Source organism: Nitrospira sp. NS4, from assembly GCF_049546785.1.
In the GTDB taxonomy this organism is placed as follows: Bacteria; Nitrospirota; Nitrospiria; order Nitrospirales; family Nitrospiraceae; genus Nitrospira_D.
Genome location: NZ_JBMWAN010000003.1, coordinates 473,888 through 495,772, shown reverse-complemented (window position 1 = coordinate 495,772; position 21,885 = coordinate 473,888). Strand labels below are relative to the sequence as shown.

The window sequence follows — 21,885 nt, the reverse complement described above, 5'->3', positions numbered from 1 at the left end:
GCTAGATAATCTGATTGATCAACCGTTCCTCGGTCTGCCGCCCATGACGGAACGACGATACGCCGACCACTTGGTCCGGATGATGGTCGAGCAGCTTCAACCATTCTTCCGCCGCATCGTCCGGCGGCAACATCTCGCCTTCGCGGAACTCTTCCGACACGGCATCCAGCAAATCTTTTGGAACAAGGCCGGCAGGCTTCCCGGCCTGAATCGTCCGGTCGATCGCTTTCTCCTTCGCGCGCTGCACGATGGAGGAAAGAATCGCGCCGCTGACGAGATCGCCGCGATACAGCACCTTGCTCTGTCCGTTGCGGAGCCGGATCGAGAGCACCCGGTTTTCATCGGTCCGCTTGAAGATCGTGTCGATCACGTCACCGATGAGCGACTGAAACGCCTTCGCTGGCTCCCCGCCGCGCCCCGCGACACAGGCAGCATCCAGCGGCAGGTCTTCTCTGAGATACACTTTCAAAATTTCCGCAGCCGATTCGCGATTCGGCCGGCTGACCTTGATCTTGCGGTCGATGCGACCGGGACGCAGAACCGCCGGGTCGATCAGGTCCGGACGATTCGAGGCCAGGATAATCACCACGTCGCGCAACGATTCGATCCCGTCCATCTCCGAACAGAACATCGGCACGAGCGTGTTGGAGATGTTGAACGAGCGCATCGCCCGTCTCGTCCCCAGAATCGATTCCGCCTCATCGATGAAAATGAAGGGCAAGGCCCCTTCCCGCCGCCTGGCTCGCGCTTTGGCAAACAAGTCACGCACCATCCGCTCGGATTCCCCGAGCCACATGTTCAAGATCTCAGGCCCCTTGATGTGGAGAAACGCGCCGCCGGTGATGGGAACCTGCTTCTCGCCCTTCCCGCCATCAGGCATCGATTCGCTGACGAGTTTCGACAAGCTCGCCGCCGCCGCCTGACCGATGAGGGTCTTGCCGCAGCCGGGAGGACCGTAGAGCAGAAACCCTTTAGGCTGCGTGAACTTGAATTGCTGGAAGGTCTCCGCGTGCAGCAGGGGATATTCGATCGCCTTGCGAATCGCGCTGATCGCCTCCTGCTGACCGCCGATCTGTTCCCATGTGACCGTCGGCACTTCATCCAGGACGTGGGTCTTGCCTTTCCGGTCTTCCAGCTTTTCGATGGCGATCCGATGCCCCGGATCGATCCGCAATTCATCGCCGGCCTTGAGGTCCACCCCCGCGAGGTCGCTCGACCGTTGCAGAATCATGGACTGCCGGCCCATGTCCTGTTCGAAACGCAACCGCCCGTCCGGCAAGGCCTCGGCCAGCTTGAGCACCGGCCCGCTCCGGTCGTAGCCCAGCGTCTTGATGACCGCATAGGCTTCATTGACCAGGATCTGCGTGCCGATCTTCAGCACATCCGCCGGCACCCGAGGGTCGACGTTCGCGTAATACTCCGCGCCGCCCACCACGATCCGGGCCAATCCCTCGCCGGGGAGGTCGAGCAACGTGCCGATCCGGTTGGCCGGCGCCGTCAACTTCCCCACCACCTCGCTGATCTTTTTGTATTCGGCCTCCCGCTGCTGCTGGCTGGCGGCATTCAGCATGACGGAATGGCGGAGCTTGTAGAGGATCTGCTGGCGGGGATCGTTGTCAGGAAACGACGCCAGGCACTGCTCAATTAATTCCAGCGGGTCTGCCGTCGTCGCAGCCGGCCGCTTCCCCGCCCCTGTATCCGAAGGGCCTCCCGGCCCCTTGTCGTCCGCTCGATGGTCGCTCATGTGTTCCTCCCAACGAATCAGGCGTCATCATAACAACATGTCCGAGCGAGACGCCACCAGTGAAATGGCGGAGATTGGAGACTATTAGGACGGAGGAACGAGTGTGTTCCGACCACTGAAAGAGTGCTCGCACAGAACCTGCTGGCGGACTTTTTCAGCAGTCTGCTAATTGACGGCTTGGAGCGTGACCGACACTGATTGTCGTTTGTTCCCGCGCAGAATGTCGACCGTCACCTGCTCGCCGACTTTGCGGGCTTCCATGACATCCATCAGATCATCGATCGTCGCCACCGGTTTGCCGGCGACCGCCACGATGATATCGCCAAGTTCGATCCGACCGCTTGAGGTCTGCCGCGCTCCCTTGAGCCCGGCCGCATCGGCCGGCCCTCCGCGGGCCACTTTCCCGATGATCACCCCCTTGATACCCCAGCGCTTGGCCATGGCATCGGGGACCAGCGACACGCCCAGCCCGGGACGGATCAGCTTGCCGTGCTTGATCAACTCGGGAACAATCCGGTTGACGGTATCGACGGGCACGGCAAACCCGATACCGGCATGGGCGCCGCTCGGACTCACGATCTGGGTGTTGACGCCGATCAACCGCCCGCTGCTGTCCAGCAACGGCCCGCCCGAATTGCCGGGATTGATGGCCGCATCGGTTTGCACGACCCCTTCGATCGTCCGGTTCGACATCGACTTGATGGTTCGACCTAATGCGCTCACGACACCGGTCGTCAATGTATGGTCCAGCCCGAACGGATTTCCGATGGCCAGGACCTTCTGCCCCACCCGCAAGTCATGCGACGTCCCCACCGCCAGCGGCTCCAGGACACCCTCAGGAACCTGAATCTGCAAGACCGCCAGATCATGGTCAGGATCGGCGCCGACGACTTTGGCCTGATGCTCGCTCCTGTCGGCCAAGGTCACCTTGATCGAGTCCGCTCCGTAAATGACGTGAAAGTTGGTGACGATGTGGCCCTGCTTGTTCCAGACAAAGCCGGAACCGGACCCCTGCGGGACCTCCATGATATCGAAGGACCAGAAGTCGCGCTGAATCGCCGTGTTGGCGATGAAGACCACCGACTTGGTTGCCCGCTCGAAGACGGCCATGGTCGCCCGTTCATCCGGCCCCAACTCGGCAGGAGGCGGCGTCACCGGCCTCGGCCGCCCTTCGGCGCCGTCGTACGCGCCCCCCAGCGGCCTGCCCCAGTCCGCGGCAACGGGAGAGAGACTGAGGGAGAGCGCACAGGCTCCGACCGCGATGCGAACAAGCCTCCGCATGAACTGCCGCGTCATTGCCTTACTCCCCCATGATTTGAATAATGAGATCGCGCGTGCGGGACCGCGTATCGAAATCGACGACGACGACTTGCTGCCAGGTGCCGAGATGCAGAGTGCCCTCGGAGAAGGGAATGGTCACGGACGGCCCTTGCAGCTGACCGCGCAGGTGGCTGTGTCCGTTATCTTCGCCGGGATTTCTCCTATTGTGCTGCCACGCCGGATCAGCCGGCACCACCCGATCCCAGAAGGCTTTGGTGTCGGCGCGAATCCCCGGCTCATCTTCGATGATCATGATCGAGGCGGTCGTATGCTTGACAAACACCGTCACGATCCCCGCCTCCAACTCCGACTCTGCCAGGGCGGACCGCACCGACTGCGTCAGGTTCTCGATCTGCGTGTCCCCCCGCATGTTCACGCGCAACGCGACGGTATTGACGGCCATCTCAATGCTCCATCCGGCGTAAGAACCGGCGTTCCGAAGAAGAGAGCCGGCATCCCCGCGCTTCTTCCAGGACGCGGTCAAACGCACCCTGAGCAGCCAGACCACGCAGCGCGCCCATTACCGTCCGGCTCAAAATGCCTTCCTGCTGCAGCTTGTCGAGATACGCGAAGGCATCAGCCAGCGTTTCCTTCTTCCGCACATAATAGTCACGCCCGCGCCGCTGATTGCTGTAAGCCTCGAACTGTTCGCAGGCCACCAGAATTTCCGCCAACTGTTTCACCCAGGGCTTCGCCGACGCCAGCCGCTCGGGGTAATAGTAGTAAAGCATCACCTGCTGCATCCAGGGAGCCCACGTGATCCCCATCTGCTTGATCGCGGGACGGACCGCCCGCAGGCGGCGCGCCAGCCGTCGCGCATAGCCCAGCCGCATCTCCACCTGCTCAGCCGCCCACCGATCCATCTCGATCCCGGCCGCGTTCAGATCGCGACGATACAAGGAAAGGAACGCCTCGGTTTCCCGGCCATAGGCCGTATCGGCATGGACGGCGCGCCACTCGCGCGGCCTGGTCGGAATGCCCCGCTCCCTGGCCCATGACCAGATAGATCCAAACAGTTTTCGGTCAAGCCCCGCCCGTCCCAGGTCGTGCAACAGACAGGCGATCTGATAGGAACGCACCCGCTCCGGATCGTGGCCTAACGACGCGGCCACGGCCGCACACATCCGCGCGGTCCGCACCGCATGCGGACGATCGTACCCGCGAATGATCCGCCCCTCCTGTTTCGGGTGGGGATAATCGTAGAGCCGCATCAGTCCCGCCACCAGCGGGCGGGGGATCAGGAGCGGTGCCGACGAACGATGGGTTGACATACGTACAATCGAGCAGCCACGCACGTGAGCCGCGAAGACCGGCCGGCAGAATATCGTCGCGTGAAACAGGGTGTCAAGGCGACGGCACCGGCGCGGCACTCGCTCAATCGGTCGAACTTTGCTATGCTGCGCCTCATTCATCCGCCATGAACGATTCCACCTGCAAAGCCTGTTCAGGCACCTGGCCAAAAGCCGATCACTTTATCGCCGACCTCGGATTGACACGGGCCTATCTCCATGACGATCAATTCTTTCCCGGCTGGACGGTGCTGGTCTTTTGCCGGCATGCGACGGAACTCTTTCACCTGGCGCCGACGGAGCGGATACAGCTGATGGAAGAAGTAAACCTGGTCGCCACAGTTCTTGGCCGGGTCTATGAGGCCAGGAAGATCAATTACGAACTGCTGGGCAATCAGCTCCCCCATATCCACTGGCACATCATCCCCCGCCTTGCGACCGACCCGGCCCCGCTCGAGCCGGTGTGGCGGGTGCAGCATGAGCCGGTGCTCCGTTCAGGGCCCGACCTCCTGAGTACGATCCAGCGCCTGCAACAGGCCATTCAGCAGGCCCGCTGACCCACGCATCGCCGCTCCCGGCAGGGACCTCCGCCGGGCCCACCCGCCTCAATTCGGTGCTATAATGAAAACCCGATTTTGACAACTTATCCGGAGGGTTACAGGTTTCCGATGCGTCATCGACTGGTGCTTGCGGCCCTCCTGTCCCTCTACTGCCTCGCACGGCCTCCCATCCACTCATCCCTCGCCCAATCGCCTGAGAGCGAGCCGCCCCTCTTGATCGAGACTCCGCCTCCGGCTCCGGAAGCTTCCCCTGCTCCACCACAGCAGGATGAGCACCAGCGTCCTGAACTTCTTCCCCGGGAGCGTGAGGACGCCGTCATGATGCTCGGAGAACTGCGTGGCGCAGTCCGTGTGTCGCCGGACGATGCGGGCGACCGGCTGAAGCTGGCCCAAGGGCTTTACCGCATCGGCGACCTGGATGCCGCGCTCGACGAATGCCGGATCGCCATCAAGCTGGAGCCGGAGAGCGCCGCGGCCCATCTGCAACTCGGCGTCACGTTGATGGCCAAACAGGATGGACGCGCCGCGGCCGCCGCCTTGATGGACGCCATCCTGCTCGACCCCGCATTGACGCAAGCCCATTACAGCCTCGGCAGCGTCCAGTACTCGCTGGGCAACCTCAGCGCCGCGATTCAATCCTATCGGCGGGCCTTGGAGCTGCAGCCGCATTTTCCCGACGCCCGCTATCGCCTCGCGCTGGTCTTGAAGCTGACGAACCGGCATCAGGAGGCGGCCCGATTCATGGAGGAAGCGGCGGTCGGCGGCATTCCGCAGGCGCAGTTCTTCACAGGCAATGCCTATCGCAACGGACAGGGGGTGGAGAAGAATCCCGCGCTGGCGATCAGGTGGTGGACGATGGCGCTGGAGTTCGGCCACCAGCGCGCGGCGGACTCACTGTCGCAACTGCGCCGCCAGGCCCTTTCGCCGGAACAGCCTGAACGCCGCCGGAAAGAAGCCCTCGAGGCGTTCAGGCGATATCGCGAGGCACTGTGGAACGACTACCCGGATGCCGCGGGACACGATCCGGGTGACTCATTGGGCATCGCCCTGCTCAACAACAGCGAATCCTCCAACGGAGTCACCGCGCTGTTTCACGAAGCCTTTGCGCTGAGCGAACCCGCGCACGAGGAGCTGGCGCGCCTCTATGAGAGCGGCCTCGATAGCCGCCTCGCGCAGTTCGACACACGCATCCTGACCTGTTTTGAAACGACTGCCGCCGACGGTTTCATTCCCGCCAAGAAAGCGCTGGCGCGCATCTACGGCAAAGGGCTCGGGGTCACAGTGGATATGCGCAAAGCCAAAGCGATGCTTAAAGGCCTGCCCAAGCGGGAAACAACAGCGATTCTGGACGAGATAGTTGGACGTTAGCAATTAGCCATGCTCGATGCTGCACGCCTGTGGCGACAGTTTCTCGGTTCCTCCCGGCTCCAAGCCTCCGTCATGGGGCTGTTCGCGACTTGGCTGGCATTCGGCTTCCAGGCCGCTGCCCCGGCCACCTTCGCGGCCCTGGACTGGAGCGCCTACGATGTCTGGCTCAGTTACCGCGCTCCCATCCCCGTCAGCCCCTCCCTCATCATCGTCACGCGCGATCCCGCCAGCGAAGCGGAGTTCGGGACAGGACCATGGGACCGGGCCATCCTCGCGCGCCTGCTGACGAGCGCGCATGAAGCCGGAGCCCTGGCCATCGGCCTCGACCATCGTCTGGATCATGCCAGCCCCGCGCAGCGCGGCGGAGCGGCGAGCGATGCTCTGCTGTTGGAGGCTCTCGGTACCGCCTCCCCCGTCGTCATCGTGCAAAGCGCCGACGCCACGCTGGCCTCGGATGCCTCGATCGCGAGCCATTTATCGGTCGCTCCCCATTCCGATCATGTCGCACGCACGGTACCAGCGGCATCGACCGATGACACCCAAGCCGCCCCGGCCTTCGGCGTTGCGCTCTACAAAGCGTTTCAGAAACAGGGCTCACCGATACAGCCTTCTCTTTCCCCGACAGGCAGCGGATCGCTCCTGGTCAATTATGCCGGCAATGGCACGATCGCCTCCTTCCCGACTGTTCCGGTTTCAGCCCTGTGGAGCGCCATCGAGCAACATGAGAACGACCGGCTCACTGAGTGGTTCAGGGGGAAAGTCGTCGTGTTGCTGCCGAACCAGCTCACGGAGGGAAACTGGCTCTTGCCCACGGGGCAGACCGTCGCCAGCCAAGTGATCCATCTCCATGTCCTGAACATGCTGCTGACAGACAATCGGCTCTGCCAGACCGGCGCAACCGGCCGGTTGTTGGTGACACTGGTCGTGGCGAGCATGGTTGGCTGGCTCCTGCTCCGGTTCCGGTTCCGGGGGACCATCAGCCTGTTCCTTGCCGGAACAGCCATCGCAACCTATGGCCTCCTCATGCTGCTCGCGCTCGCAGCAATCCACCTGGTGCTGCCCCTTGCCTTGCCTCTGACCGCCGCTGCGTTCGTGCTGGCCGGCACGATCATCTGGAGCCACCTCACTGCACACCAACGGCTGATGCTGGCGGAGCAGAACATGCTGCGCGTGCAGCAGGAGGCCGCCGCCGTGCGTGAAGCCCTGGTCCTGCGCGAGACCCGCGCGGAAAGCCTGCAGGAAGACCTCGCCGCCGCGCGGGCCGCCATCACGCAATCCACTGGCCAACAGGAAGCGTTAACCGGAGCCGCCGAAGCCCTTCGTGCCCAGCTTGCCGAGGCGCAGGCACAGGAAGAAGAGGCGCGCGGAAAATTGGAACGCCTCGAACAGCAATTGCACAGTCTGCGCGCCGCCACGAGGGAACCGGCCGCGGTAGGCGACGTGGAACTCGATCGCCTCCGCGACGAGTGCCGCCAGCTGGGCATCGTCACCCGGGACACAGGACTCCTGCGCCTCTATCGGGATCTCAAAAAAGGAGCCAAGTCGCCCCTCACCGTCCTGCTGCTCGGCGAGCCGGGTACCGGGAAAGAACTCTTTGCCCGCGCGGTCCATCGGCTCAGTCCTCGCACGAGCAGGACCTTCATCGCGGTCAACATGGCGGCCATTTCACCGGAGCTGTTCGAAAGCGAACTCTTCGGCCACACCAAAGGCAGCTTCACCGGTGCCACAGCAGACCGGCGCGGTTACTTCGAGCTGGCCAATCACGGGACCATCTTCCTGGATGAAATCGGGGACCTGCGGCTGGACCACCAGAGCAAGCTGCTGCGGGTGCTCCAGGAAAAGTCGTTCTATCGTGTGGGGGCCACCATGCCGACCACGGTGGACGTCCGCATCGTCGCCGCGACCAATCGCGACTTGCAGCGCGGCGTCTCCGAAGGCTGGTTTCGGGAAGATTTGTATTTCCGGCTGACCGGGCTCGTGTTCCGGCTCCCGCCGCTGCGCGAACGGACCGGCGACGTACCGCTGCTTGCCGACATCTTCCTGACGGAGATCGCCGGCCAGATGGGCAAACCGGTGCCGCAACTATCAAACGAAGCGTTACGATCCTTAGTTGACCATGAGTGGAAAGGCAACGTGCGGGAGCTCCGGCATTGCCTGGAACAGGCCATCGCATTGAACGACGGGCCGCTGCTGTCGAAAGAGTCGCTTCGACTCGGCAGCGGGTCCGCGCTCACCGCAGGCCGGGCGAAGCAGAGCCAGATGCTCCCCGAGCCGGCCGGCGATGCGGCGGTGTTGAACTGCCTGAGGCAGCACGGCTTCGACATGCAAGCCACGGCCAAAACCCTCGGCTGGGACCGCAGCACCGTGACGCAACGGCTCAAGGGCCTCTGCTTTCAAGCCCTGGTTGAATCCAACGGCGACCTGGCCAAAGCGGCGCTCGCCATCGCGGGCGATCCGGGGCACCTGCGAACCGTCGAACTGAAACTCATGGATTACCACAGTCACTTATTGTCCGTGATTGAACCCTTCAAGACCGCCGACGAAGCCATTTCAGATTGCAAACGGCGCTTTAAGAACCTGCCCGACCGCCACTTCGCATCGGTCGAGGCACTGGTGCGGCAGCACTTTCATCAGATCTGAGACGTCAGCCCCGGCGCCGCGCAGGAGTCTCACAGAGACCTGCCCTAGCCTTCGTCGCTCAGGCCATCGCCATGCCGCAGGGCTTTGCCCGGATGCTCGCCTGGAGGCAGGAGGTGCCTGGGGACAAAGGCCATCCCCGCAATGAGGGTCGGCACCACCGCGCTCGCAATCACAGCGGCGACGAGAAAAGAATATTGCTCCTGGGTCACCAACCCATGGGACAATCCATAGAGAGCAGAAATCGTCCCGAATGTCAGTCCCGTCGACATCAGCAGCGTGTAGTACCAGCGTTCGTTGCGATCCTGCCGGAAGAGGCCGATAAAGGGATAGAGGCCGAAAATCTTGGACGCCACCTTGCCCATGAGCAGCATGAGGAAGACCAACGGAGCCGCGATCAGAGCCGGCAGAGACACGAGTGTGCCGGCGCGAAGAAAGTAAAAGGGCGTGAGGAAGCCCACCGTCAGCGTCCGCAGTCGGCGGATCCAATGCGCATCCCTCGCTGCGCCTCCCGCAAGCACCATACCGACGAGGTACGCCGGCAACACCGCTTCGCTCCCCGACCACAAAGCCAGCCCGCCGAGCCCGAACAGAATCAGCATGATCCATTTCGTTCTGATCGCAGCCGTCCGATGCGCGTAGTGTCGGGTCAGCCACGCGGTCATGGACGGTAACAACGCCAGCACCGCAAGGCTTCCCACAAGGAACACGATCGTCTTATCGGTGAACGGCGCGAAGAGCAGGCCCAGAGCGATGACTGTTCCGAGGTCATTGATGAAACAGGAGCCGAGAATGCCTTTCCCGAACTCCGTCTTGTTGAAGCCGGTTTCCAGCATGACGGCATAGACGACCGCCATGGACGTCGTCGAAAGCGCGATGCCGCAGAGCCAACTGGCATTCGCATCCCATCCCAACAGATAACGGGCGATGGCGGCGCAACCCAAGAACGGCGCCAGGAAGCCCACCAGCCCGACGACGCTCACCTCAGTCAACTTCGTGCGGATCACATCGGGGTCCAGTTCCGCCCCGGCCAGGAACGTCAGCACGACCGCACCGGAGGCGGCAAGGAATCGCACCCATTCGGAATTGGCGGCAAGCACATCGCCCAGGCCGAACCAGTCCGTGGCAGCGGCGGCAGCAACGCCGACACAAATCTCGACGAGCGCGATCGAGAGACCCAGGGAAGACGCAATGAGGGCGGAAACGACCGCGAGGGCGAGCCAGAGAGATGCGGTGATGAAGATGGGTTCCATCCGGGAGTCCTCCGTTTCGGCCGGGTTGTCACAGACCGGTTGCCGCCACGCTGGCATAATCCTACGGCTACGGCAGTGAGGGTAGCGTAGGAGTCATCAGCCTGGCCGAGGCGGTTCAACGGGGGACTCCATCCCCTGGTGAGGCACAGTATAGCCCAAATACCCGGGAGCAAGTCAGACTATTCAGAGGTGAAAATCCCTGCACGGGAAGTCCCAGCCGATTCCCTGCTCTCGGATATTGAGGCTGGACACCGGTTCTTTCCCTTCACACATTCGCCACAGGCCGTGAGGCATTGTGGTGGCCCCTGCCTATAACTCGAATGGATCGGCGATCCAGAGTCCTGCTATGTCATTGATAGTTTGTACTTTTAATGAAGAAACTTGATTGCACTTCTCGGCACCCGGCTTGCACATGTCCCCCACGCTCCCTGGACCATCTTTTTATTCCTTGGACTTTTCTATGACACCCTCTTTCCGGACCACAGAAATACGCTTCACTCAGGCTTCCCTCGCTGTCACGGCAACCGCCACAGCCTTGCTAGTCTGGTCAACCGGTTCGTTTGCCAAAACGGCCCTGGATCAAGGCCACATCGGTCATCTGCTGGCAGCGATGCTCTTCGGAGCCCTCGCCGGATTCCTGGCCTATGGCAACCTCTGCTACGAATTGGCTCGACTCGGACGGCTGAAACGGGGACCGGTCGATGAAATGGATGCCTCGCCGTCTGATCCACCATTCAGTCTCCAGCAGGCCCCTGCCATCACGGTCCTGGTGCCGTCGTACAAGGAAGAAATCCCCGTCATCCGTCAAACGCTCTTGTCTGCCGCCCTCCAGGACTACCCGAATAAACGGGTTGTGCTGCTGCTGGACGATCCTCCTGCCCCCACAACCCCGTCCGACCGGGCCGCGCTCTGGGCCGCACGAAACCTCTCCGTTGAATTACAGACGCTGCTCGATGAACCGGCCACCCGCATCACCCATGCCCGCGCGGCATTTCTGGCCAGACGCTCGAAGGGCGCCGTGACCGCGACCGACGAATGTATCCGGCTCGCAGATTGTTTCCGATTGGCCACGCAGTGGTTCGAAACCCTGGCCAAGGACTCCCCGACCGATTCACACACCGATGTTTGGTTTGTCGAGCAGGTGCTCAGGCAACCAGCCGAGGCATGCCGGGAAGCGGGAGCCCGGTGGTTCGCTCGGCGGAGGGAATGCGCGCTGCCCCCCGACGAACGGCTCCTGGACGAGATCGACGCCGCCTATGCCCAATTAGCCGCCCGCTTTCAGGTGGAGCTCGAGGTCTTCGAACGGAAACAATACAGCAACCTGTCCCATGAGCCCAACAAGGCCATGAACTTGAACAGCTACCTGGGCCTGATGGGCAGACGCGTACGCCCGATGACGCACCCGACAGGTCTCGCACTGGAAGAAACCTCCCTGCCGACCGGCAGCCGCCTCATCCCGAACACGCCCTATGTCATTACGCTCGATGCGGACAGTCTATTGAAACCTCACTACGCCAGCACCCTGGTCCGCCTGATGGAACAGCCGGAATTCGCCCGGGTGGCAGTCGCCCAAACTCCCTATAGCGCCTTTCCCAACGCCCCGGGCGCGCTGGAGCGGACCGCCGGAGCCAGCACCGACATTCAGTACCTGGTCCACCAGGGCTTCACACACTTCGGCGCCACCTTTTGGGTCGGCGCCAATGCATTGTTGAGAAAGTCGGCGCTGGAAGAGATCTGCACGGAATCCGTCGAAGGAAGGCACCTCGTTCGCCGCTACATTCAAGACCGGACAGTCATTGAAGATACGGAATCGACCGTCGATCTGCTGGCGAAAGGATGGTCGTTGCATAACCACCCCGAACGGCTGGCCTATAGCGCCACCCCGCCCGATTTCGGATCGCTGATCATCCAGCGGGCCCGGTGGGCGAACGGGGGCTTGATCATTCTGCCCAAACTGCTCTCCTTCCTGCGCTGCACGCCGAAGCAGGCGCGAACCGTGCCGCAAGCCCTGCTTCAGATTCACTATTTGACCTCGCTGGCCTTCGTCCCTTTGAGTGTGCTCCTTCTGTTTGTGATCCCGTTTCCATCAGAGTTGATGACTCCGTGGATGCTGGTAGCCGCGCTCCCCTACTTCGCTCTCTATGCCCGAGATCTGGAGAACATCGGGTATCGGCCGTTCCGGGATCTGTTTCGCCTCTATGCCCTGAATTTGCTGCTGCTCCCCGTGCACCTGACTGGCGCGCTCACTTCTGTACGGCAGGCGATCGCCGGGACGAAGATTCCCTTCCGGAGAACGCCAAAGATCTCCGGACGAACCAGAACGGCGGGGCTGGATCTGGCCATGCAGCTCGGCATGCTGTTCGGGAGCACACTGATGGGACTCTTCCACGTCTCCCACGGGGGATGGAGCTCGGGAGCCTTTGCCCTCATCAACGCCGGCCTCCTGCTGTACGGCATTCGCCAGTTTATCGGCTTCGCCGAAATGCAGCAGGATCTCAGCCTGAGTGTCACAGAACTCCTCCGCAACGTGACGGACCGGCCTTTGGAGGCCTACTCGCGACTCACAGGCCGGGCGTCAGCCCGGTTCGCCTCCGTGAGTGAGTGGAGAAAAGGGTTCGTGCTCCCGCGCATGCGCGCGTGGCTCCCGTCCCGATACGTTCTCTGGAGCCTCTTGATGGCGTTGGAGACAGTCTCTCCCGGACTCGCATCCGGTGAATCCCTCCCGCCGCGCAATCCGGTCCAAATCGAACATCGCGAGCCGGGCCCCGGCGACCGGGGCCAGACCAAGCTGGCGCAGAATCACGAGAGTGAAGGCGACGCATCAACGGCCGGCGTCACGACATTCCAGCCCTAACACTATTGGGCCAAGGGGCAGACAGCTTCGGCTCGTCCATAAGGGCCTGATCGACTCCTCTGTCGCAGACGAGAACGATTCGCTCCCACAGAGAGGCCATGATACTCCCACTGCCATACGCTTCGTCTCCGGCAAGCCTTGAGCCGGAACCCCGGCAGGACAACGCGAATCGACCGGATCCACGCTCGGCCCGATTTGATGTCCTGCGGGTCGGCGCCTGTCTGGCCGTGATTCTGCTCCACCTCTCCGCCACGATCGTGATGGATCGGGAGTTGATCTGGTCCACGGGCTGGTACGTCTCCGTGATGGCAGACGCCGCCACGCGCTGGTGTGTGGTGGGTTTCATCATGTTGAGCGGCGCCCTCTTGCTCCACCCCGAGAAACATGCGCGCCCGAATGAGTTCCGGACAAAGCGGCTGAACCGTCTCCTGCCTGCGCTGATTGTGTGGTCGGCCATCTACTTTGCCTGGCGCGTCTTTTTCTGGAAACAACCGCTCACACCGGGCCTCATCGTGCACGATCTCCTCGCCGGCAGACCCTACATCCACCTGTATTTTCTGTTTCTCATCGCAGGGCTGTACCTCGTCACCCCGTTGCTCGCCGCGATCGTCAGCCGTCTCAGCCCCGCAGAACTCCGACAAGCCATCGTCATCATCGGGATCCTGGCCATGGCAGCCAACCTGTTCGACTTTCTTGCATCCAGTGCCTTTACAATGTTCGTCCCCTACCTCGCCTATTACCTGGCCGGATGGTATTGCGTGCACGTGATGGACAACCGGCCTCGCCACTATGGGCTGATCATCGGGGGAACCATTGCCGTCATGACCGTCACCTCCATCTACCTGGTCTCGATCCTGGGGCTGGGCGACCGATGGAGCTTCTACCCGTTTGAGGATTTCAGCCCCACCGGCATCGCACTGGCGATCGCCGTGTTCGCATTCATCCTGCGCGGCCCGATCTCCCCCCGCATCGAAGCCCTCGCACAGCGGCTGGCGCCATGGACGCTCGGGGTCTACCTCGCCCATCCACTCGTCGTGGAACTCTTGCGGCATGTCTACCACACCAGACTCCCCATCATGTTCCAACCGCACTACTACATTCTGCTCACCTTCCTCGCCACATGCGCCCTGACCTTCGGACTCATCGCACTCCTGCAAAAGATTCCCTGCCTGCGGCGGATCGTCTAGCCGCCGGCCGACGAAGCCCTCGCCAAACCCCTCTAACGGTTCCGGCTCCCAACCATAGTGAATTGATCCCATATTGGGATCGTGGTAGATTGACCCGGTGCGCATCATTGCCAAACGAACGCTGCGTGCATTCTGGGCACGGCATCCAAAGTCGAAGGGGCCGTCGGAAGCATGGCATCAAGAAGTTGCCGAAGCCGACTGGGCATCGCCTTCAGCCGTGAAGGCCCGTTTCAGGTCTGCCAGCGTGATGCAAGGAAGCCGGGTGGTGTTCAATATTGCGGGAAACCAGTACCGCTTAATCGTGAAAATCAATTATCCGTACCGAATTGTGTATGTTCGTTTTATCGGCACACATGCAGACTACGATGCCATCGATGCCACGACCATTTGAAGCAGCGGAGGCGTTATGACAATTACTCCGATCAAAACTGCACGAGATTACGATCGCGCCTTGCGCCGAGTTGAGGAACTGATGGATGCCAAACCGGGCACCAAAGCCGGGGACGAACTGGACGTCTTAACAACCCTTCTTGAAGCCTTCGAAGCGAAGCATCATGCCATTTGTCCGCCTGATCCCATCGAGGCTATTAAATTCCGGATGGATCAACTGGGCATGACAAGGAAGGATTTAGAGGCACTGCTCGGGGGGAGGGGACGGGTCTCCGAAATCCTGACCAAGAAACGGGGACTGTCCCTGGAGATGATCCGCCGTCTTCACCGCGAACTCCGCATCCCACTCGAAAGCCTTGTCGGTACGGCGGCCTAGAGGGCGTTCCCAATCCAGGCGAATGCTCAGACATCTGGCGGCTGCCAGGTGGCGGGCTTGAAATAGGCTCGGGATTGGTTCTGGCTGATGGCTTTGCGGATCACGAGAAAATAGCGGGCACAGGGCAGGCTGTCGATTTCAGCGGGAGAGAAGAACCGCGCGTCCGACGTCTCCTCGTCATCACCATGAGGTGTCCCTCGAACCACCCGCGCGGCAAAGACCGTCGAGACGACGGCGAGTTGATCGCCATTGTCGTAGACATGGGAGAAGTGCTCCCCTGCGAAGACACCGAGGAGATGGGTTAATTGAACGAATACCCCCGCTTCCTCCCAGGTCTCCCGCACCGCCGCGTCAGACGGCAACTCATGAGGGTCGATGATGCCACTCGGCAGACCCCACTGACCTGACCGGTTGTCCTGCACGAGCAAGAGCCGCCCCTGGTCGTCATGGACCAGGACGGCCGCAGTAGGAACCTGCAGCAGCTCCGTGCCGATCTTGGAGCGAAGGGATTTGATGAAGTCTGGGATGGGCATTCTGGTGATTATCTGTTGATGGTTATTCTGGAAGAAAGTCGCGCGCAGTCCTGCCTCATCACACCACGCGCCGCAGCACGCGCACCCGCTCACGGCCCTCGCGACCGGGGAAAGCCACATCCGGCACATAATCTTCGAGGATTTCATAGCCCTCCGCAAAGAGCGCCGTCAGATCAGGCAGGCTAAAGGGGAAGGGAGGTCCCACTTCACCCGGATCGAGGGCCGGATTGATAAACCATACCCCGATCAGCAAGCCCCCGCGCCGCAGCGTGAGATCGATCCCGCGCCGGTAGTCCGCGCGCAGCGTCGGTGGTAACGCGCTCATGCAGGTATGCTCCAGCACCACATCATAGGCGCCGCGCATCTCTTCCGGCGGATCAAACAAATTTCCCGTCACGAAGCGCTCCGCCAGATGGGGATACTTCGCGCGCGCCTCCGCCACCCCTGTCGGCGCGATGTCCAGCCCCGTCGCATCCAGCCCATGCTCCACCGCCAGCGCCACCTCATGCCCGCGGCCGCAGCCCGGCACCAGCGCGCGCCCGCGCACTGTCTGACGCGCCAGATACTGCTTCATCGCCGGCGCCGGTGCGCCCTTATCCCAGAACGCCTCGCCTTTTTGATACTTCTCATCCCAGTCCATGCGCCCCAGTTATCCTTTCGTCAGCATCGTCTCAATTGCATGAAGCAAAGGAGTCAGCCCCTTTGCCATTCCCCAAGCAGGATTGAGCCAGATGCTCGCCGGCGCTGGCCAATCTCAGCTCTCACTGCAGGTGGGATCGGCAGACGCAGGGTCAAACGCCTCATCGCGCACATCGAGGATCAGGTCATAGGGTGCCAGGGGAGAGTAACTCGAGCGCAAGGCGATCCGGCGGCCGACCACATTGGCTTTGACGTTCAACTCGATCAGCCCGGCGAGATTCAAAAGGTCCGGCAACGAACCGGCAATGCCCTGATCCGTGATATCTGGTTGCTCCCAGGTTCCAATCTCCAGATTCGTGGCCGGCCCCAGATGCATGTATTCCGAAAGCCGATCGTGCGCGGGATCCGACGCATACGTCCGGATCAGCGCGGCGAAGCCCCTCAACCCCTTCACCGATCCGACAATACGCCACTCCTTCGCCGCTTTGTCCTTGCCGCAAAAGAAACCCAATTCCCGCCATACCCCCCTGGCATGTTCCTTCGCCGCCTCACTCGCCATAGCCACGCTCCTACCTCTCACAGATGCAGAAATGGCCCGCCAGCATCTTCTCGCGTCATTCAGAATATGAAGGGTCACCCCCCTGTATCTTCTGGGCCATTAGTAACGCCACGAATGATTCTCGTCAAGGCGAGAGAAACGGCGGGAGACGACGCGACGGTGTCCAGCCCCTTCAATCTTCTCTCATTCGTCGATGCGGAACACCGGGTAGTCGTCTGCGATTGCTTCGAAGTCGGCAACCGGCGCCTGGGGTGAGACCGGGAGGTGCTGGCGGCCACTCGTCGCAACCTGGCACCAGGCTTTGAGAATCGGTGCGCGCTCCTTCGCCGGGATCTCCGTCAGGATCACCGGATGAGACCGACCGCGCTTGATACAGGCCTTTCCGCCCGCCGCGCGCACGTCCTGCACCCACTCCGAACTATTCCCGAGCATCGAGACGAGATAACGCTGGCCTTGATAGCTGGCGACGGCGAGGATGGTTTTGTGGAAGCGACCGGTGCGTCGGTCCTTCACCTGCAAGGTAAGCAGGATTCGCGGGGTCAGACCAAGTCCCGACACCCAGGCAAACACCCTGCTCCACAATCTCCCGAATCGGGTTGGGCGCCAATCTCGGTAGAAGAAGCGCAGGTACCCTCGTTCGGCCGGATCTTTGTGCGGCGGCAGTAATTGATTGCCCACCCTGCCCCTGTACTCATGAAGGAATAACAGTGCCTGGGACCATTATCTCCTCTGAAGCCTTTCCTTGCCCAAAGCGCGGGAGCCGGATCGTTAGAGATCTTCACTCATAATGGGCGGCGGCCCGATGGACCAAGAGATCCGGGCCGAAGAAGAACACCTCGGCAGCCATGCCAGTGACTCCGCGGTAGTAGATCGTAATCGAATCCGCACCGATCAACGTCTGAACGTGGTCAAACTTGAGACCAGGCATCTTCTCCAACGCCGCAGCCCAATAGGCACGGACCGCGGCCTTTCCGGTTAACGTTCCCGACGCAACGCCCGCGATCCGCGCGATGTAGGGGGAAGACATCGCGAAGTCGTCCGCATAGTGAGACAGGATGCGATCGAGGTCATGGCTGTTCCACGCCTCGATCCACTCTTTCGCGAACGCTTCGCCGAATGTTCGACTGATCATACGACTCGTCACAAGAAATAAAGGGGACTGCCCCCTATATTTTCCCCTTTAGTTTTTTGAACAGCCTATGCCTTTGCGCATTATGCCCAACAATAGTTAGGCCGAAATGAATCGAAGGAGTCAGCACCCCTTATTTCCGCTGAATTAAGCCGCTCCATCAAGCGACTTCGGCTTGAATGAATCGTTAGACGGCATCGCCAGCGCCACCTTTATGTACTTCATAGCGCAACTCAGCCATACCAGTACCGATCTGCCGAACAGACATTAAGCGCAGATGCGGGCTTAACACCCTGCGAGGGAATAACGGCTTACCCTTGCCAAGCGTGACTGAGCCCATCTGGATGATGAGCTCGTCCAACAGGCCAACATCGTAGAATTGACCAGCGAGATCACCGCCTCCGACTATCCAGATATTTTTGCCGCCGGCGGCCGCTCGCATGTCAGCATGGACTGGGCGCACATCGCCATTGACGAATCGGATGTTCGCACCGTCAGTGAGTGGAAGCTTTCGGCGGGAGAAGATCCAGACCGGCTGGGTGTACGGCCACGGCGAACCAGTCTCAGCGGCAACCTTGTGTGCGTTGCGCAGCATCCATTCGTAGGTCGCCGACCCCATCGCCAACGCACCAACGTCCGCTATGAATGCCGGATAGCTGGAATCATTCAGCTCACCGAGAGGGAACAGCCACTCCAGCGAGTCATCTTCGGTAGCGATGAATCCGTCAAGGCTTGTGGCTGTGTAGTACTGAGTTTTCATGATTTGAGTTTCGGCACGCCGTGAGGTCTGACCACCTTGATTCCCTCACTCAAGAAGTGCTGGCTCCTGCCCGTCGCTCGCCAACGTCAGAAATGTAGAATGTCCCCGTTTTCTCTTTCGCGCACGACAATCTCGTTGGGAAACTGCGCATCGAGCGGCCGTATTTCCATGTCCGTGTTTTCTCGCAGCCTAACTACTGAGTGAGAATAATTTAAGAGGTCTGCCCTCTTTGTTTTCGGAGATGTCAAGCCTCTTTGATTTATTCAACCGAGAATTCAGCTGTCTGGCTGAGATCAGTCCATCTTCTCTTTCCTGCACAATACGGACAACCGCGCCCCATCGCTCGCTTCTGAGGTGTAGCCAACCATTCATGACCTTTCTTGCACATCCACCACACTTTTGTTGTTGACCGAAAATAAATGCTCTCAGGCGCCACAACATTCCTCAACAAGTTCCATTCCATAGCCAATCTTGGGTCCTTAACCGCGAGGTTGTTGTCGGAGGACACCTTTTTCCCTGCACAATAAGGACAACCCACCCCTTTGATCCTGTTGTAGAGAAAAGACTTGTACTCATGTCCGACGGGACATTTCCACCAAACATTTGCTCTCGCACTAGGAGTGAAATGTTCCGGAGTTAGTGGGGCGTTTTTTTCGTAATGCCACTCCTGAGTCAGATGGTTATATCGTCCTGCTAGCGAGTATTCCGGGGGCGGATAAGGCAGGTAGGACAAGACCTTCTCATACTCCTCACTATTGTGAAGCGTATTGCCTTGCAAGTAGATTTTGAGCTTTCTCAGATCCGGCTCGTTCAATGGAATATGTTTGGCGATGCTCTTTAACAGCCGATGAATAATGACAATATCATCTTCGCTTTCACTGCACTCGGCATCACAGTCTGATATGCAAACAAGTCTTTTGTCTCGCACGCGAAGCAGCTTAACTCCCATTCCTTTTAGCTGCTCGTCTTTAACTCTATCCTTCGCTTCTTTACCAATATGCCAGCGATAACCATCCACCTCCACAGCAAAGGCATACTCGGGAATATAAATGTCCGCTTCAATACCGCCTATCTTGTCTCTCCACCGGACATCATCAAATAGATGTCTGAGTTCACATAGGATACGTATCTCCAAACGAGATGTCTGCGGATTACAGAAAGGACACCCGGTCTTATCAACTCCCGTCCTCTTGTTTGGTGAAGTTTGCCATTCATGTCCTTTGATACATCTCCACCATACTTTCCTGTTACTACCTGGCTTAAACATTTCTGGTTTGAGCGGACTATTTCTCTCAATATGCCACTCCTCAACAAGCTGAGGACAAACCACGGCCAGATTATTTTCTTCTGTAGCAGTTCGCCCGGAACAATACGGACAGCCAGTTGCCTTTGAATTATGTGTCCGATGACATACGGCAGCCATCCAACAATGCCCTTTTTTGCATAGCCACCATACTTTCTGATCGGTACCTGGCCGAACATCTTTTGCGGACAAGGCTCCGTTTTTCTCTGCGTGCCATTCCTGTGCAAGCAACGGATACAGCGCGGCCAATGAATTATCAGAACCAACAGACCTTCCACAGCAATATGGACATCCTGACCCCTGTTTGGTTCGATATGCGATGCCAGTTTCCCACTCATGGCCCTTTTCACACTTCCACCAAACCTTCCTATGACTATAGGGCAGCAGATCTTCAGGACGGATCGTCTCGTTCTTTTCAACATTCCACTCAGCAAGAAGCTGAGGGAATAACGTCGCAAGATTATTGGTTTCGGTTGCCTTCTTGCCCGCACAAAATGGGCAGCCAGTCTTGTTTTTCCCAGATCTGTTGGCGACAACAGCTTGCCACTCGTGCCCTTTGTCGCATGTCCACCAGACCGTCCTATTGCTCATGGGGGAAATCTTCAAAGGAGAAAACTCACCATTTTTCAGAGTATGCCAGGACCTTAGCAGATCATCAGAAAGACCCTTGCTTTTGGCTCTCCTCGTTTGGGACCCGTAATTCATATTCAAGTAAAAAAGGATAGTGGCGTAGCCTAGCTGGGCATGCGTACCCATCCGAAATAAACTTTTGCGACTCAACTGAATAATTTGCCTAATGTATTCTTATACTTCACACAACCTACGGCAGGCTCCATTGCTCTTATGAGCTCTTTCATGGATGAAAGACCATGGAAGTTGAATGCGTATAAATCTCTTTCGCTGATCTCCATTCGCCCATGAAGATCTTCGACGATCCTCTTCTTATAGGGCACCTGAAACAGCGAGTAGTTTAAACTTGGCATCGAAAGACCCAACTCCTCAAGAGTCTTAACCAATGGAGGGAACAAAGGGGTCAGACCCCTTTGTTCCCCACGTGACATGTTAATGCACCTCGCTCAAGCGCTTAAGATCCGCCTGATGATCCGGAGATTCGCTTGCGACAATGTGTTCCAGATTCTCCTGCGCCTGAGCCGGATTTATCTTACTAAGATACTCCATATAACTCTGCCTGCTCTTCTCTGCATGTTCCAAGAAGAAATGGTCATTCCCCGAAGCGACACGCATTGCTTCAACAGCCTGGGCGATATGCACGCCCCGCCACAGATGATGGTAAAGAGTCGAGTAACCCACCGCAGTTTCACCCCACGTCGGCTGAGCGCCGCAGCCAATGAGAGCAAGGTACGGGAGATCGTTTTCTTCAGGATGCATGGCCATACGGATGCCCGAGTAACCCTCACAACTCGACATACAGACGACAAGTGATCCCCCAAGCGCTTGATTGACGGGCCGAAGATGCTCCTTCAGCTCTGCCCAGGGCATTACGTAGCCATCTGACAACTGAATGCCATCAGTATTGCCATGTGCACTGATGTGGAGAAGGGGTATGAAGCCAGGCCTCAGGCTCATTGCCTCCGATAGACCGATCTTGAGGCATGCGTTGAAGGCCTGAAGGGAAATCGCCGTTTTGACGATGCAACTGATTCCATTGAGCTCAACGGCTTGGCGAACGATCTCGCCTTCGCTGCGTCTGTGGTAAAGGTCGACAGCTGAAGGAGATTCGATGACGAACACGAAGAACTTGACTCGTTGCTCTGGCGGCAATGGCACCATCAGCTCTCCAACGCTCCAACAATGTTTAGACTAATAGGCAAATGAACAGCAATTACCAGCAAGCGGTCCGTATAACCAACTGGCAATGCTCATGCAACAATACGCCAGGTTCCATGCCCTTTCAAATCGTTGCGCCTCTGAACCTCTTATCAGAAAATTTTATTCAGACCTGGCGATATCCACACCCGTATAA

20 protein-coding genes and 1 riboswitch are annotated in these 21,885 nt (G+C 59.5%); of the genes, 7 read left to right on the top strand and 13 right to left on the bottom strand.

Features of this window, described 5'->3' with window-relative positions; translation table 11 throughout:
- Position 1: 1 nt before the first annotated feature.
- The 4 genes from ACO9S2_RS11050 to ACO9S2_RS11035 form a co-directional block, all read right to left on the bottom strand.
- Entirely contained in the window at positions 2-1,744 is a 1,743-nt protein-coding gene (locus ACO9S2_RS11050) for an AAA family ATPase (RefSeq protein WP_423722169.1), read from the bottom strand.
- 165 nt (positions 1,745-1,909) lie between these two features.
- Complete coding sequence (locus ACO9S2_RS11045) at positions 1,910-3,040, bottom strand: S1C family serine protease (RefSeq protein WP_423722167.1); 1,131 nt, start codon at positions 3,038-3,040, stop codon at positions 1,910-1,912.
- A 4-nt stretch (positions 3,041-3,044) separates the two neighbouring features.
- A complete protein-coding gene (locus ACO9S2_RS11040) occupies positions 3,045-3,467 on the bottom strand; it encodes a secondary thiamine-phosphate synthase enzyme YjbQ (RefSeq protein WP_423722166.1) in 423 nt (140 codons plus the stop codon).
- 1 nt (position 3,468) lies between these two features.
- Positions 3,469-4,335 (bottom strand): hypothetical protein, encoded by an 867-nt coding sequence (locus ACO9S2_RS11035; protein WP_423722165.1) that lies wholly within the window; start codon positions 4,333-4,335, stop codon positions 3,469-3,471.
- Positions 4,336-4,481: 146 nt separating this feature from the next.
- Between ACO9S2_RS11035 and ACO9S2_RS11030 the strand changes: the two genes are divergently transcribed.
- The 3 genes from ACO9S2_RS11030 to ACO9S2_RS11020 all read left to right on the top strand — a co-directional run bounded on the left by ACO9S2_RS11030 (position 4,482) and on the right by ACO9S2_RS11020 (position 8,921).
- Entirely contained in the window at positions 4,482-4,910 is a 429-nt protein-coding gene (locus ACO9S2_RS11030) for an HIT family protein (RefSeq protein WP_423722163.1), read from the top strand.
- 111 nt (positions 4,911-5,021) lie between these two features.
- Positions 5,022-6,281, top strand: a complete 1,260-nt coding sequence (locus ACO9S2_RS11025; protein ID WP_423722161.1) for a tetratricopeptide repeat protein — start codon at positions 5,022-5,024, stop codon at positions 6,279-6,281.
- A 9-nt stretch (positions 6,282-6,290) separates the two neighbouring features.
- Positions 6,291-8,921: a sigma 54-interacting transcriptional regulator gene (locus tag ACO9S2_RS11020; protein ID WP_423722159.1), complete on the top strand. Its 2,631-nt coding sequence runs from the start codon at positions 6,291-6,293 to the stop codon at positions 8,919-8,921.
- A 44-nt stretch (positions 8,922-8,965) separates the two neighbouring features.
- Here ACO9S2_RS11020 and ACO9S2_RS11015 read toward each other — a convergent pair whose 3' ends face one another.
- Entirely contained in the window at positions 8,966-10,171 is a 1,206-nt protein-coding gene (locus tag ACO9S2_RS11015) for a cation:proton antiporter (RefSeq protein WP_423722158.1), read from the bottom strand.
- 80 nt (positions 10,172-10,251) lie between these two features.
- A riboswitch (Fluoride riboswitch) is annotated at positions 10,252-10,316 on the bottom strand.
- 315 nt (positions 10,317-10,631) lie between these two features.
- Between ACO9S2_RS11015 and ACO9S2_RS11010 the strand changes: the two genes are divergently transcribed.
- The 4 genes from ACO9S2_RS11010 to ACO9S2_RS10995 all read left to right on the top strand — a co-directional run bounded on the left by ACO9S2_RS11010 (position 10,632) and on the right by ACO9S2_RS10995 (position 14,978).
- Positions 10,632-13,025, top strand: a complete 2,394-nt coding sequence (locus tag ACO9S2_RS11010; RefSeq protein ID WP_423722156.1) for a glycosyltransferase family 2 protein — start codon at positions 10,632-10,634, stop codon at positions 13,023-13,025.
- 98 nt (positions 13,026-13,123) lie between these two features.
- Positions 13,124-14,212: an acyltransferase gene (locus ACO9S2_RS11005; RefSeq protein WP_423722155.1), complete on the top strand. Its 1,089-nt coding sequence runs from the start codon at positions 13,124-13,126 to the stop codon at positions 14,210-14,212.
- A 97-nt stretch (positions 14,213-14,309) separates the two neighbouring features.
- Entirely contained in the window at positions 14,310-14,603 is a 294-nt protein-coding gene (locus ACO9S2_RS11000) for a type II toxin-antitoxin system HigB family toxin (protein ID WP_423722154.1), read from the top strand.
- Between the two features lie 15 nt (positions 14,604-14,618).
- Entirely contained in the window at positions 14,619-14,978 is a 360-nt protein-coding gene (locus ACO9S2_RS10995; RefSeq protein WP_423722152.1) for a helix-turn-helix domain-containing protein, read from the top strand.
- 26 nt (positions 14,979-15,004) lie between these two features.
- Here the strand turns inward: ACO9S2_RS10995 and ACO9S2_RS10990 are convergent, their stop codons facing one another.
- The 8 genes from ACO9S2_RS10990 to ACO9S2_RS10955 all read right to left on the bottom strand — a co-directional run bounded on the left by ACO9S2_RS10990 (position 15,005) and on the right by ACO9S2_RS10955 (position 21,692).
- The gene (locus ACO9S2_RS10990; protein WP_423722150.1) at positions 15,005-15,511 is read right to left on the bottom strand and encodes an NUDIX domain-containing protein; all 507 of its coding nucleotides are present in this window, start codon (positions 15,509-15,511) and stop codon (positions 15,005-15,007) included.
- A gap of 58 nt (positions 15,512-15,569) precedes the next feature.
- A complete protein-coding gene (locus tag ACO9S2_RS10985) occupies positions 15,570-16,151 on the bottom strand; it encodes a methyltransferase domain-containing protein (RefSeq protein ID WP_423722148.1) in 582 nt (193 codons plus the stop codon).
- Positions 16,152-16,265: 114 nt separating this feature from the next.
- Positions 16,266-16,709, bottom strand: coding sequence for a hypothetical protein (locus ACO9S2_RS10980; protein ID WP_423722146.1), 444 nt, complete (start codon positions 16,707-16,709; stop codon positions 16,266-16,268).
- 183 nt (positions 16,710-16,892) lie between these two features.
- A complete protein-coding gene (locus ACO9S2_RS10975; RefSeq protein ID WP_423722145.1) occupies positions 16,893-17,279 on the bottom strand; it encodes a nitroreductase family deazaflavin-dependent oxidoreductase in 387 nt (128 codons plus the stop codon).
- 208 nt (positions 17,280-17,487) lie between these two features.
- On the bottom strand, positions 17,488-17,841 hold the full coding sequence (locus tag ACO9S2_RS10970; protein WP_423722143.1) for a nuclear transport factor 2 family protein: 354 nt from the start codon (positions 17,839-17,841) through the stop codon (positions 17,488-17,490).
- 184 nt (positions 17,842-18,025) lie between these two features.
- Entirely contained in the window at positions 18,026-18,598 is a 573-nt protein-coding gene (locus ACO9S2_RS10965; protein WP_423722141.1) for a dihydrofolate reductase family protein, read from the bottom strand.
- A 259-nt stretch (positions 18,599-18,857) separates the two neighbouring features.
- The gene (locus ACO9S2_RS10960) at positions 18,858-20,606 is read right to left on the bottom strand and encodes a zinc-ribbon domain-containing protein (RefSeq protein WP_423722497.1); all 1,749 of its coding nucleotides are present in this window, start codon (positions 20,604-20,606) and stop codon (positions 18,858-18,860) included.
- A gap of 357 nt (positions 20,607-20,963) precedes the next feature.
- A complete protein-coding gene (locus ACO9S2_RS10955) occupies positions 20,964-21,692 on the bottom strand; it encodes a hypothetical protein (protein WP_423722139.1) in 729 nt (242 codons plus the stop codon).
- Positions 21,693-21,885 lie beyond the last annotated feature (193 nt).

Bases quoted from the DNA above. Each gene is read 5' to 3' on its own strand.
- ACO9S2_RS10960 (WP_423722497.1), bottom strand. From the start codon at position 20,606: ATGAATTACGGGTCCCAAACGAGGAGAGCCAAAAGCAAGGGTCTTTCT.
- ACO9S2_RS11030 (WP_423722163.1), top strand. From the start codon at position 4,482: ATGAACGATTCCACCTGCAAAGCCTGTTCAGGCACCTGGCCAAAAGCC.
- ACO9S2_RS11010 (WP_423722156.1), top strand. From the start codon at position 10,632: ATGACACCCTCTTTCCGGACCACAGAAATACGCTTCACTCAGGCTTCC.
- ACO9S2_RS10965 (WP_423722141.1), bottom strand. From the start codon at position 18,598: ATGAAAACTCAGTACTACACAGCCACAAGCCTTGACGGATTCATCGCT.
- ACO9S2_RS11020 (WP_423722159.1), top strand. From the start codon at position 6,291: ATGCTCGATGCTGCACGCCTGTGGCGACAGTTTCTCGGTTCCTCCCGG.
- ACO9S2_RS10990 (WP_423722150.1), bottom strand. From the start codon at position 15,511: ATGCCCATCCCAGACTTCATCAAATCCCTTCGCTCCAAGATCGGCACG.
- ACO9S2_RS10980 (WP_423722146.1), bottom strand. From the start codon at position 16,709: ATGGCGAGTGAGGCGGCGAAGGAACATGCCAGGGGGGTATGGCGGGAA.
- ACO9S2_RS10955 (WP_423722139.1), bottom strand. From the start codon at position 21,692: ATGGTGCCATTGCCGCCAGAGCAACGAGTCAAGTTCTTCGTGTTCGTC.
- ACO9S2_RS11045 (WP_423722167.1), bottom strand. From the start codon at position 3,040: ATGACGCGGCAGTTCATGCGGAGGCTTGTTCGCATCGCGGTCGGAGCC.
- ACO9S2_RS10970 (WP_423722143.1), bottom strand. From the start codon at position 17,841: ATGATCAGTCGAACATTCGGCGAAGCGTTCGCGAAAGAGTGGATCGAG.
- ACO9S2_RS11025 (WP_423722161.1), top strand. From the start codon at position 5,022: ATGCGTCATCGACTGGTGCTTGCGGCCCTCCTGTCCCTCTACTGCCTC.
- ACO9S2_RS11050 (WP_423722169.1), bottom strand. From the start codon at position 1,744: ATGAGCGACCATCGAGCGGACGACAAGGGGCCGGGAGGCCCTTCGGAT.
- ACO9S2_RS11035 (WP_423722165.1), bottom strand. From the start codon at position 4,335: ATGTCAACCCATCGTTCGTCGGCACCGCTCCTGATCCCCCGCCCGCTG.
- ACO9S2_RS11015 (WP_423722158.1), bottom strand. From the start codon at position 10,171: ATGGAACCCATCTTCATCACCGCATCTCTCTGGCTCGCCCTCGCGGTC.
- ACO9S2_RS10985 (WP_423722148.1), bottom strand. From the start codon at position 16,151: ATGGACTGGGATGAGAAGTATCAAAAAGGCGAGGCGTTCTGGGATAAG.
- ACO9S2_RS11040 (WP_423722166.1), bottom strand. From the start codon at position 3,467: ATGGCCGTCAATACCGTCGCGTTGCGCGTGAACATGCGGGGGGACACG.
- ACO9S2_RS10995 (WP_423722152.1), top strand. From the start codon at position 14,619: ATGACAATTACTCCGATCAAAACTGCACGAGATTACGATCGCGCCTTG.
- ACO9S2_RS11005 (WP_423722155.1), top strand. From the start codon at position 13,124: ATGATACTCCCACTGCCATACGCTTCGTCTCCGGCAAGCCTTGAGCCG.